The organism is Lelliottia sp. EB106-05-01-XG201 (assembly GCF_058791735.1).
Window position 1 is genome coordinate 616,475 of record NZ_JBYTDV010000001.1, and the last position, 12,870, is coordinate 629,344.

Genomic DNA, 12,870 nt, shown 5'->3' on the forward strand with positions numbered 1-12,870 from the left:
GAAAAAATGTGAGAGCGAATGTAGGTAGGGGCGCCGGACGGTCCCCTCTCCCCTATGGGGAGAGGGTTAGGGTGAGGGGAAAAATTCCGCGACGGATTACCCGATCTGCCCATTCCCCAGATGCTTCACGCGGCGCTTCACTTCTTCCTGCTTACCGGCGTTAAACGGACGGGCATCAGGGCTGCCGAGATATCCGCACACGCGGCGAGTCACGGAGACGCGGGCCGCGTCGTGGTTACCGCATTTCGGACAGGTAAAGCCCTTGCTGGTGCATTCAAACTCACCGGTAAAGCCGCATTCGTAGCACTCGTCGATCGGCGTGTTGGTCCCGTAATACGGCACGTGTTGATAGCTGTAATCCCACACGTCTTCCAGCGCTTTCAGGTTGTGCTGAATGTTCGGGTACTCGCCGTAACAGATGAAGCCGCCGTTCGCCACTGGCGGATAGGCCGCTTCAAAGTCGATCTTGTCGTACGGGTTCACCTTTTTCTCCACGTCGAGGTGGAAGCTGTTGGTGTAGTAGCCTTTGTCGGTCACGCCATTCACCACGCCAAACTCGGCGGTGTCGAGACGGCAGAAGCGGTCGCAGAGGTTTTCGCTCGGCGTGCTGTAGAGGCTAAAGCCATAGCCGGTTTCGTCTTTCCACAGATCCACCGCATCGCGCAGACGCTGGACGATAGCGATACCTTTCTCGCGCAGGGCTTCGCTGTCATACATGTGCTGATTGCCAAACAGGGCGTTGATGGTTTCGTGGATGCCGATATACCCCAGGGAGATCGACGCCCGACCGTTCTTGAAGATTTCAGACACGTCGTCGTCCGCTTTCAGACGCACGCCGCAGGCCCCTTCCATATAAAGAATCGGTGCCACGCGGGCTTTGACCCCTTCCAGACGGGCGATGCGGGTCATGAGTGCTTTTCGCGCCAGCTGCAGACGTTCGTCGAGCAGCGTCCAGAATGCCGCTTCGTCACCCTTCGCTTCCAGCGCGATGCGCGGCAGGTTAAGGCTGATCACGCCGATGTTGTTACGGCCTTCATGGATCTGCTCGCCGTGTTCATTTTCATACACGCCGAGGAAGCTGCGGCAGCCCATCGGGGTTTTGAACGAACCGGTGACTTTCACCACCTGGTCGTAGTTCAGGATGTCCGGATACATGCGCTTGCTCGCGCATTCCAGCGCCAGCTGTTTGATGTCGTAGTTCGCATCGCCAAACTTGTGGTTCAGGCCATCGCGAATGGCGAAGACCAGTTTCGGGAACACCGCGGTTTTGCGGTTTTTGCCGAGGCCCGAAATGCGGTTGCGCAGAATCGACTGCTGAATCAGACGCGATTCCCAGCTGGTCCCCAGACCAAAACCAAAGGTCACAAACGGCGTCTGGCCGTTGGCGGTGTGCAGGGTGTTCACTTCGTATTCGAGGGACTGGAACGCATCGTAGCACTCTTTCTCGGTGCGGGAGTGCGCGTAGCCGTCGGCATCGGGAATGTTCCACTCCTGCGCCACTTTACGATGTTTGTTAAAGCTCTCGGTGACGAACGGGGCCAGCACTTCGTCGATGCGGTTGATAGTGGTGCCGCCATAGATGTGGCTGGCGACCTGGGCGATGATCTGCGCCGTCACCGCCGTGGCGGTGGAGATGGATTTTGGCGGCTCAATCTCGGCATTACCCATTTTAAAGCCGTGGGTCAGCATGCCTTTCAGGTCGATCAGCATACAGTTGAACATCGGGAAGAACGGCGAGTAGTCAAGATCGTGGTAGTGGATCTCACCGCGTTCGTGCGCCTGCACCACGTCGCGCGGCAGCAGGTGCTGACGGGCATAGTGCTTGGCGACGATACCGGCCAGCAGGTCGCGCTGGGTCGGGATCACTTTGCTGTCTTTGTTGGCGTTTTCATTGAGCAGCGCCGAGTTGGTCTGCTCGACCAGGCCACGGATCTCCTGATTCAGGCGACCGCGCTTTTCACGCTGGATGTCACGGTCGTGGCGATACTCAATGTAGGCGCGCGCCAGCTGCTTGTACGGACCGGACATCAGCTGGTTTTCCACCGCAGTCTGGATCTCGTTGATATCCACCTGGCTGCGTTCATTCATCTGGCTACAGACAATTTCTGCGACGGTGGCGCAGTAATCTGCGTCATCGACTCCCGCTGCTTTAGCTGCACGCAGAATGGCTTCTTTGATGCGCTCTGACTTAAACGGCACTTTACAGCCATCTCGTTTCATCACATGCGGTGTCATGATCACTCCATTAAAAACAGGTTATCCACAGAGGCGGGGAAGGTTGCACAGGGCGCAAGTCCCGATGTCTCAATCACTTCCCTCGTTCCCGACGCTTGTTATCCACAATTCCGGAAGGCTGAGTCGCCGTTGTCTTGTTGGAATAGTAGACGATAAATACAATATGTTGGGTCGGCGTGCATTTTAAGTTCTATATGTAGTGATTTGCATCAAACATGTTTGCGATTTTTTTGATTCAGAACAAAGTAAAAAGACGAGAGTACAAACGGCGGGCACTACAGCGATTGTAAATAAGGGAAGGAAAAATCTGATTAATTATTCAACAAAAACAGTAAGGTATTGTCGGGAAAACGTAGCGCAGCCAGACACCTTTGCCCGGCGGCACTTCGTTTGCGCGGGCCTACAACACCATAAATATTGTGGGTTTGTAGGCCGGGTAAGCGAAGCGCCACCCGGCAGGAAGCATTACTCCTGTACCCACCACACCGCCTCAAACGGCCGCAGCGTCATCGCCGTCGGTTTCGCGGCCACTTCGGCGTAGTTGCTGATCACCACGCGCCAGTCGCCTGCAACATCATCCGGCTGCCATTCCTGGCATTCGCGACTCAGGTTAGCCACCACCATCAACGTCTGCCCCTGCCACTGACGGCGGTAGCACCACAGGGAAGGGTGCATCGGGAGCAGATCCTGATAGTCGCCCCAGGTCAGTAGCGGGAGTGATTTACGCAGGGCGATCAGCGACTGGTAGGTATAAAACACCGAATCAGGGTCTTGCAGCGCCGCGTCCACGTTGATGGTTTCGACGTTATCACACAGATCGATCCACGGCTCTCCGGTGGTAAACCCGCCGTTCGGCGTGGCATCCCACTGCATCGGCGTGCGGCCGTTGTCGCGGGATTTACTCGCCAGAATCGCCAGAAGTTCGTCCGCATCGCGGCCTGTTACCCGCAGTTCGGCGAACATGTTATGGCTTTCCACATCGCGATAATCAGTAATGCGCGCGAAGTGCGGGTTGGTCATACCGATCTCTTCGCCCTGATAAATGTACGGCGTGCCCTGCATGCCGTGCAGCACCATCGCCAGCATTTTGGCGGATGCGCTTCGGTACTCGCCCTCGTCGCCAAAGCGTGAAACGATGCGCGGCTGATCGTGGTTACACCAGAACAGCGCGTTCCAGGCAACGCCATGCATCCCCTGCTGCCAGTGGCTGAACAGCGTTTTCAGCGCCACGTAATCGGGTTTTGCCAGCGTCCACTTTTCGCCGTTCGGATAATCGACTTTCAGATGATGGAAGTTAAAGGTCATCGACAGCTCGCGCCCGTCGAGGGCGGCGTACTGCTGGCAGTTTTCCAGCGACGTGGAGGACATCTCGCCCACGGTCATCAGGTTACGCGGGGTGAAGACGTTCCGGCTCATCTCCTGGAGATATTCATGGGCGCGCGGACCGTCGGTGTAGAAACGGCGGCCATCGCCCAGCGCATCGTTCGGGAAATCCTGGTCCTTGGAGATCAGGTTAATCACGTCGAGACGCAGGCCGTCCACGCCGCGATCGGCCCAGAACTCGCACACTTTTTTCAGCTCGCTGCGCACCTCCGGGTTTTCCCAGTTCAGATCCGCCTGCTCCGGGGCGAAGAGGTGCAGATAATACTGCTCGCTCTCGGCGTGCCAGCGCCAGGCGTTGCCGCCAAACTTGGAGCGCCAGTTGTTCGGAAGCTGGTCCGGCGTGCCGTCGCGCCAGATGTAGAACTCACGGTACGGGCTTTCTTTATTCAGGGACTCGCGGAACCACGCGTGCTGCGTGGAGGTGTGGTTGAGCACCATGTCGAGCACCAGACGGATGCCGCGTGCGTGGGCCTGGGCCACCAGCTCGTCAAAATCATCCAGGGTTCCGTAGGCCGGATCGATGGCGGTGTAGTTCGCCACGTCGTAACCATTGTCCACCTGCGGGGAGATGTAGAACGGCGTCAGCCAGATGGCGTCCACGCCGAGGGTTTTCAGGTAGTCCAGACGCTGGGTCACGCCGCGCAAATCACCGGTGCCACGCCCGGTCGTGTCCTGAAAACTCTTTGGGTAAATCTGATAGATGACGCCGTTTTGCCACCAGTGCGGAAGGGTATTCATAATGCGTTCCTGCAAATGCGAAGGGGCGCAACTGCGCCCCGAAAGAAGAAGTTAAACAATCTGCAGCGTGCCCTGACGGAACTTACGCTGATAGATAACGGTGGTCAGCGCCATCGGGACGATAATCGCCACCGCCATCGCCAGAGCAAAGACCTGCCAGTAGGTCGGCTGAATCGAGAGGATACCCGGCAGGCCACCCACGCCGATGCCGTTCGCCATCACGCCGTTGAGCCCACACAGCAGCCCCGCGAGGCCCGAGCCGATCATCGCGCACAGCATCGGGAAGCGGTACTTCAGGTTGATGCCGTACATCGCCGGTTCGGTCACGCCGAGGTAGGCGGAGATGGCGGCCGGAACCGAGATTTCACGCTCGTTGTGCTTGCGGCTGACCAGGATAATGCCGGTGACAGCAGACGCCTGCGCAATGTTCGACAGGGCGATAATCGGCCAGACCGGCGTGCCGCCGAGGCTCTGAATCATCTGCATGTCGATGGCGAGTGTGGTCTGATGCACACCGGTAATCACCAGCGGCGCATAGAGGAAGCCAAACAGCGCCGCGCCAATCGGGGCGAAGCTGCCGGTCATCAGGTGGCGCACCGCGAAGGCCACGCCGTCGCCAATCATGCGGCCAAACGGACCGATAAAGGCGTGGGCGAGGAACACCGCCAGAATCAACGAACAGACCGGAACGACCACCAGATAGAGGTAATCCGGCACAATGCGTTTCAGGCGGGTCTCAATAAAGCCCAGCGCCAGACCGGCCAGCAGAGCGGGGATCACCTGCGCCTGATAACCCACTTTGGCGATGGTAAACAGGCCGAAGTTCCACACTTCCGGCACCTGCTGCCCAAGTAAGTAAGCGTTCATTAACTGCGGAGAGACCAGCGTCACGCCGAGCACGATACCGAGGATCGGCGTCCCGCCCATTTTGCGCACCGCCGACCAGCAGATCCCGACCGGCAGATAGAAGAAGATCGCCTCGCCAATCAGCCACAGGAAGTCATAGATGCTTTGCAGCGCGGGATACATCTGCGCCAGGGTTTTGCCGTCGCTCATCGGCACATCGCCGATCACGTTGCGGAAGCCGAGAATCAAACCCCCGCTGATCAGCGCCGGCAGCAGCGGGAAGAAGATCTCCGCGAAGTGGGAGATCAGCTGCTCGTGCCATTTCATATTCTGGCGCGCCGCTTTCTTTGCCTGCTCTTTATCCGCCGTCGAATGCCCGGTGGTCGCCAGCAGAGCCTGATAGTAATCGCCCACTTCGGTACCAATCACCACCTGGAATTGCCCGGCGTTGGTAAAGCAGCCTTTGACCATCGACAGCTCCTCGATGGCTTTCGGATTGGCTTTGGCCGGATCGTTCAGCACAAAACGCAGACGGGTAATACAGTGGCTGACGGTGGCGATGTTTTCGCGGCCCCCAACCAGCACGATCAGCTGGTCGATATCAGATTGTTTAACTTTGCTCATCATGAAGCCTCATGACAGATGTGGAGGGTAATGACCTGGACGCAAGCCTACTCTTTGAGCGACACGGTGAAAATGGGAACGTTCCCGAAATCAGGCGAGGATCACAATAATCCGTTTTACGAGGGTTAAGAGAGGTGGGCTGGAATGACGATCTGACGCGGCTCGCTGCGCCCGTTAATCTGCTCGATCAGCTGCATCGCCGCCTGACGGCCCGCTTCGGCGTAGCCCGGATCGACGGTGACAATCTCCGGATGGAGGAACTTCATCAGCGGCGTGCTGCCGACGCTCGCGAGCTGGACGCTGTCGATGCGCTGCTCCTGCAGATACTTGCTGGCTCCCAGCGCGAGGGTATCGGTGGCGCAGATCAGCGCGGTGGTTTGTGGGGTCAGCACGCTCGCCACCTGATCGTAGCCCTGTTTCATCGCCAGGCCGGGCAGGGAGGCAACCGCCGGAAGCGCGTGCTGCTTACAAAACGCGAGATAGGCTTCGTGGCGGCGCTTGCCGGTGGTGACGTCGCTGTGCGGCACGCCGAGGAAGCTGATGTGGCGATGGCCCTGCTCGTACAGGCGCTGCATCAGGGTGAGGATCGCCCCTTCGTCGTCGTAACAGACCGAAGCAAAGCCGTTGGCGTCGCGCGCCAGCAGCACCAGTGAGGACTGCCAGGGTTTCAGCATTTCGTCTTTAATGCCGGTAAAACCAAACAGCACCACGCCGTCGATATTGCGCCGTTGCAGCATGCCCAGATGCTCTTCCACCAACGATGGAGAGAACTGGCTCTCCATCATGATCGGATCGTAACCCTGCTCGTAAAACGCGGGGAGCATGGTTTGCACCGCCAGATTTTCCGACAGGGAATCGAGACGCGAAACAATGATGGCGACCACTTTGTCGCTCTGTCCGCGCATGGCGCGCGCGGAGCGGGAAGGGGAAAAACCGTGCTGATTCATGACCGCCTCGACGCGTTCGCGCGTGCGTTCGCTGACGCCACTCTCGTTGTTCAGTACGCGCGACACGGTGGATTTCCCCACGCCGCTTAAACGGGCGATGTCTTTAATGGTCAGGCGGTTCTGCATCCTTTATTCCCTGTAACGGCGGCAAGTCGTCAATTGAGACTACTGCTTACGATTTAATTCGCAATGAGCAAAGTCTGGTATATGTACGGTTTAAATCTGCGGGCGTATCATACCGCCCGAATCGCTACTAAAGGTATGGTTAAAACACGATACTGCGCCGCGATTAACCCTTTTTTACTTACCGGAGGCCGTATGGATCCCGATCCCACACCTCTCCAGAAATGGAGTTTAAGTACTTTCCGGTAAGCCAGTCGTCTTCTAACTGTCTCGCCGGTGATGTGAGGCAGTGACATCTCCATGTTCCTGCTATAAAAATTTAAGTGCCATTCAGGTACCGCCTTGCTGCGCCTGAAGGTAACACTGCGTCCGCTTTTGCGGATGCGGGGGACTTTTTATGCTGAAAAATATCACCCAGCAGCTGCTTGCTCAGCTTCACCGCCACCTGCCGCGCCGTCTCGTTCAGCGCGATCCGCTGCCTAACGCTAAAAATCTGGCCGGGGCCGCCATTCCGCCCACGCTGACGGAACATTGCCTCAAAGCCGCCGCGATGGACGAAAACGAAGTCTGGCGCGCCTTCGGCGGTCACCCGGAAGGGCTGAACGCGGCGGAAGTGGAAAAAACACGCGCCGAGCACGGCGACAACCAAATCCCGGCGCAAAAACCGGCTCCGTGGTTTGTCCATCTCTGGCTCTGCTATCGCAACCCGTTCAACCTGCTGTTGACCGTTCTGGCGATTATCTCTTACGCCACTGAAGATCTGTTCGCCGCAGGCGTGATTGCCCTGATGGTGGCGATCTCGACGATGCTCAACTTCATTCAGGAAGCGCGCTCCACCCGTGCGGCGGACGCCCTGAAAGCGATGGTCAGCAACACCGCCACCGTCCAGCGCGTCATCAATGAGAAGGGCGAAAGCGCCTGGCTCGAGCTGCCTATCGATCAGTTGGTGGTCGGCGACATTATCAAGCTGGCGGCGGGGGACATGATCCCGGCGGACCTGCGCGTGGTGCAGGCCCGCGATCTGTTCGTTGCCCAGGCGTCCCTGACCGGTGAATCCCTGCCGGTCGAGAAAGTGGCGCGCAGCCGCGACCCGCAGCAAACCAACCCGCTCGAAAGCGATACCCTGTGCTTCATGGGTACCACCGTGGTGAGCGGCACCGCGCAGGCGATCGTCATTGCCACGGGCGGCAATACCTGGTTCGGACAGCTGGCCGGGCGCGTCAGCGAGCAGGAGAGCGAGCCGAATGCGTTCCAGAAAGGCATCGGTCGCGTCAGCATGCTGCTGATCCGCTTCATGATGGTGATGACGCCTGTCGTGCTGCTCATCAACGGCTACACCAAAGGCGACTGGTGGGAAGCGGCGCTGTTTGCCCTCTCCGTAGCGGTCGGCCTGACGCCGGAAATGCTGCCGATGATTGTCACCTCCACGCTGGCGCGCGGGGCGGTGAAACTCTCCAAACAGAAAGTGATTGTGAAACACCTCGACGCCATTCAGAACTTTGGCGCGATGGATATTCTCTGCACCGATAAAACCGGCACCCTGACGCAGGATAAAATTGTGCTGGAGAATCATACGGATGTCTCTGGCAAAGTCAGCGAACGCGTGCTGCAAACCGCGTGGCTGAACAGCCACTACCAGACCGGGCTGAAAAACCTGCTGGACGTCGCGGTGCTGGAAGGGGTGGACGAGGATTCTGCGCGCACGCTCTCAACGCGCTGGCAAAAAGTGGATGAGATCCCGTTCGACTTCGAGCGTCGCCGCATGTCGGTGGTGGTGAGCGAGCAGGCGGATGTTCATCAGCTGATCTGCAAAGGAGCGCTGCAGGAGATCCTCAATGTCTCCACCCAGGTGCGTCATAACGGTGAAATCGTGCCGCTCGACGACACCATGCTGCGCCGCATCAAACGCGTCACTGATAACCTGAACCGTCAGGGGCTGCGCGTGGTGGCGGTCGCCAGCAAATTCCTGCCGGGCCGCGAAGGGGACTACCATCGTGTCGATGAGTCGGATCTGATCCTCGAAGGGTACATCGCCTTCCTCGATCCGCCGAAAGAGACCACGGCACCGGCGCTGAAAGCGCTGAAAGCCTCCGGCATCACCGTGAAAATCCTCACCGGCGACAGCGAGCTGGTGGCAGCGAAAGTGTGCCACGAAGTGGAGCTGGATGCGGGTGAGGTGGTGACGGGCAGCGACATCGAAACGCTCTCCGACGACGAACTGGCTGCGCTTGCCAAAACCACCACCCTGTTTGCGCGCCTGACGCCGATGCATAAAGAGCGCATCGTGACCCTGTTGCGCCGCGAAGGGCACGTGGTCGGCTTTATGGGCGACGGCATCAACGATGCCCCGGCGCTGCGCGCGGCGGATATTGGGATTTCCGTTGACGGCGCGGTCGATATTGCCCGTGAAGCGGCCGATATCATCCTGCTGGAAAAGAGCCTGATGGTGCTGGAAGAGGGCGTGATCGAAGGGCGTCGCACCTTCGCCAACATGCTGAAATACATCAAAATGACCGCCAGCTCTAACTTCGGTAACGTCTTCAGCGTGCTGGTGGCAAGCGCCTTCCTGCCGTTCCTGCCGATGCTGCCGCTGCACCTGCTGATTCAGAACCTGATGTACGATGTCTCCCAGGTGGCGATCCCGTTTGATAACGTTGATGACGAACAAATTCAAAAACCGCAGCGCTGGAACCCGTCGGATCTCGGTCGTTTCATGCTGTTCTTTGGCCCAATCAGCTCGATCTTCGACATTTTGACCTTCTGCCTGATGTGGTTTGTGTTCCACGCCAACACGCCGGAAAACCAGACCCTGTTCCAGTCCGGCTGGTTCGTGGTCGGCCTGCTGTCGCAGACGCTGATTGTGCATATGATCCGTACGCGCCGCATTCCGTTCATCCAGAGCCGCGCCGCGTGGCCGCTGATCATCATGACCGGCGTGGTGATGGTGCTGGGTATCGCGCTGCCGTTCTCACCGCTGGCGAGCTACCTCAGCCTGCAGGCGCTGCCGCTGAGCTACTTCCCATGGCTGGTGGCGATTCTGGCGGGCTACATGGTCCTGACCCAGATGGTGAAAGGGTTCTATAGCCGTCGGTATGGTTGGCAGTAAGGTTTTTCCCCTCACCCTAACCCTCTCCCAAAGGGAGAGGGGACTTTGACTCCCTCTCCCCGTGGGAGAGGGCCGGGGTGAGGGCATCAGGCCGCACAACACTGAGCCGCCACCCGGCAAAATAGCCTTCCTCCCAAATTCCCCAACCTGTGATCCCCGTCATGCGCTGTGCTTGACGACAATTTGTACGCATGTTAACAAAATGTTTTGTCTGTTTTTGGCCCGTCAAATTCTGATAAGGAACATTATGTTACGTCTTAGCCTCATCACCGCCGGGCTGTTGCTCGGCACCTCTGCGCTGGCCGCTCCGGCAGGCGATCTGCCGTTAATGCCCTGGCCCGCACACGTTGAACGTCCTGCGAAACAGGGCGCACTGATCCTCAGCGATAACCTCTCCGTCAGCATCAGCGGGGACGATCTGGGCGATGCTGCGAACCGTCTGCGCCAGCGCATTGCGCTGCAAACCGGCTGGACGCTCCAGCCTCAGGCCGACAAACCCGAAAAGCCGACCATTACGATTTCTATCGCCAAAAAAGTGAAGCCGCAGCCGCTGCCGGACAGCGATGAAAGCTACAAACTCACCGTGGATGCGAACGGCGTGAACCTCACCGCCAATACCCGCTTCGGCGCGCTGCGCGGGATGGAAACCCTGCTCCAGCTGATTCAAAACGGTGCCGAAAATACCTCGATTCCGTGGGTGTCGATCGACGACGCCCCGCGCTTCCCGTGGCGTGGCCTGCTGCTCGATTCGGCGCGCCACTTCGTCCCGCTGGAAGATATCAAACGTCAGATTGACGGCATGGCGGCGGCGAAGCTGAACGTTCTGCACTGGCATCTGACGGACGATCAGGGCTGGCGGTTTACCTCGAAGCGCTACCCTAAACTGACCCAGCTCGCCAGCGACGGGCTGTTCTACACGCCAGAGCAGATGCGCGACGTGGTGCGCTACGCCACCGCGCGTGGTATTCGCGTGGTGCCGGAGATCGACATGCCGGGTCACGCGTCGGCGATTGCCGTGGCCTATCCGGAGCTGATGAGCGCGCCGGGACCCTATGAGATGGAGCGCCACTGGGGCGTATTAAAACCGGTTCTTGATCCGACCAAAGACGCGACCTACACCTTCGCCGACGCGATGGTCAGCGAACTGGCGGCGATCTTCCCCGATCCGTACCTGCATATCGGCGGCGATGAAGTCGACGATACCCAGTGGAAAAACAACACCGCCATTCAGCAGTTTATGCGCGACAACAAACTCGCCGACAGCCACGCGCTGCAGGCGTATTTCAACCGCAAACTGGAAACCCTTCTTGAGAAACACCACCGGCAGATGGTCGGCTGGGACGAGATCTATCATCCGGACCTGCCGAAAAGCATTCTGATCCAGTCCTGGCAGGGGCAGGACGCCCTCGGCGAGGTGGCGAAACACGGCTATAAAGGCATTCTCTCCACCGGTTTTTACCTCGATCAGCCCCAGTCCACCGCCTATCACTACCGCAATGAGATTGTGCCGCAGGGCTTAAACGGCATGGATATCATCGCCGATTCCGACAGCGCCCAGAGCTGGACTTTCTCCATGCCGCGCCTGAAAGGCAAACCGGTCGAGGGCAGTTTCACCCTGGTGAAAGGCGTTTCCGGCTGGCGCGGATTTATCGATTTCAGCGGCAAATCCCGCCGCGCGGTGGACAACATCGAATGGCGCGACGACAACCAGGTGAGCTTCACCGTCGACACCTGGATGGGCGAAACGCGCCCGGTGGTGAATGTATCGGACGACAAACTCACCGGCTATTTCCTGGTCGGCAACGCCCGCTACCCGATCTCCGGCGCGCGTCTCAATGAGGTGCCGGAAGGTATTCAGCCGACGGTGCCAGATGCCGATCAGCAGGCCAACCTGCTCGGCGGCGAAGCAGCGCTGTGGGCGGAAAACGTGATTGCCCCGGTTCTGGATATCAAACTCTGGCCGCGCGCGTTTGCGGTGGCGGAGCGCCTGTGGTCAGCGCAGGACGTGAAGGATATCGACAACATGTACACCCGTTTGCAGGCGATGGACAGCTGGACGACGGTGTCCGTCGGGCTGGAACAGCACAGCCAGCAGCTGGCGCAGTTCACCCGTCTGGCGAATAACGCCGACACCGTGCCGCTGCAGATCCTCGCTCAGGCCGTGGAGCCCGCGCAGTATTACACCCGTCAGCACCTGAAATTCCAGGCCGGGAATTACCATCAGTTTGAGCCGCTAAACCGCTACGCCGACGCACTGACCGCCGAGAGCGCCACCGTCCGTCAGATGGATAAGTGGGTCGAGCGGCTGGTAAGCGATGCGGAAGATACGGAAAGCGCGGAAGCTCTGCGCCACGTCTTCACCCGCTGGCAGAACAACACCAGCGACGCGCTGGCGCTGAGTGAGAGCAACTATCAGCTGAAAGCCATCAAACCGGTGATTCAGGAGGTGGACAAACTGGCGTCGATTGGCCTGCGTCTGACGGATCTGGTGGCGCGTCAGGGGACGCTGGATGATAAGGATATCGCCTCGATTCAGAGCGAGCTGGATAACGCGGCGAAGATTCAGGATGAGGTGGTGATTGCGGCGGTTTATCCGCTGGAGAAGTTGCTTAGGGCGACGCGGAATCAGTAGGTTTATTCGGGATTCGTTGTGGATGGGAGGTGGTTCCGTTCACCTTATGTTCGGCAGAATATAATCACTCTTTTACCTGTGAACGTGACAAGGGGGCTGCGCGGCCCCCTTGTCAATCCCCGCGCCCCGCCATGAAATTGGTGCTTCGCACTGCGCTCACCTCCCGGCCTGCTGCCTGCGGCCGGCTCGACTCGACATCCTGTCTCATTTCGCCTCTGGTCGCCATCCCTGGCGCC

Annotated in this window: 7 protein-coding genes; 3 read left to right on the top strand and 4 right to left on the bottom strand. The window is 58.8% G+C overall.

Annotated features, from left to right (window positions below):
• Window positions 1–96: 96 nt before the first annotated feature.
• From nrdD to treR, 4 genes are all read right to left on the bottom strand, one after another.
• Window positions 97–2,235 carry an anaerobic ribonucleoside-triphosphate reductase gene (nrdD, locus tag AC3WS9_RS02880; protein ID WP_285150369.1) on the bottom strand — a complete coding sequence of 713 codons (2,139 nt, stop codon included), beginning with the start codon at window positions 2,233–2,235 and terminating at the stop codon, window positions 97–99.
• Between the two features lie 465 nt (window positions 2,236–2,700).
• Window positions 2,701–4,356, bottom strand: a complete 1,656-nt coding sequence (gene treC / locus AC3WS9_RS02885; protein ID WP_492486599.1) for an alpha,alpha-phosphotrehalase — start codon at window positions 4,354–4,356, stop codon at window positions 2,701–2,703.
• A gap of 51 nt (window positions 4,357–4,407) precedes the next feature.
• A complete protein-coding gene (gene treB, locus AC3WS9_RS02890; protein ID WP_282493479.1) occupies window positions 4,408–5,826 on the bottom strand; it encodes a PTS trehalose transporter subunit IIBC in 1,419 nt (472 codons plus the stop codon).
• Window positions 5,827–5,951: 125 nt separating this feature from the next.
• On the bottom strand, window positions 5,952–6,899 hold the full coding sequence (gene treR, locus AC3WS9_RS02895; RefSeq protein WP_492486601.1) for a trehalose operon repressor TreR: 948 nt from the start codon (window positions 6,897–6,899) through the stop codon (window positions 5,952–5,954).
• A 192-nt stretch (window positions 6,900–7,091) separates the two neighbouring features.
• Between treR and mgtL the strand changes: the two genes are divergently transcribed.
• The 3 genes from mgtL to AC3WS9_RS02910 all read left to right on the top strand — a co-directional run bounded on the left by mgtL (window position 7,092) and on the right by AC3WS9_RS02910 (window position 12,634).
• Complete coding sequence (gene mgtL / locus AC3WS9_RS02900) at window positions 7,092–7,145, top strand: mgtA regulatory leader peptide MgtL (RefSeq protein ID WP_492490295.1); 54 nt, start codon at window positions 7,092–7,094, stop codon at window positions 7,143–7,145.
• A gap of 148 nt (window positions 7,146–7,293) precedes the next feature.
• Window positions 7,294–10,002 carry a magnesium-translocating P-type ATPase gene (gene mgtA, locus AC3WS9_RS02905; protein WP_492486603.1) on the top strand — a complete coding sequence of 903 codons (2,709 nt, stop codon included), beginning with the start codon at window positions 7,294–7,296 and terminating at the stop codon, window positions 10,000–10,002.
• Window positions 10,003–10,249: 247 nt separating this feature from the next.
• Window positions 10,250–12,634 carry a beta-N-acetylhexosaminidase gene (locus tag AC3WS9_RS02910; RefSeq protein WP_492486605.1) on the top strand — a complete coding sequence of 795 codons (2,385 nt, stop codon included), beginning with the start codon at window positions 10,250–10,252 and terminating at the stop codon, window positions 12,632–12,634.
• The last annotated feature ends 236 nt before the right edge of the window (window positions 12,635–12,870 follow it).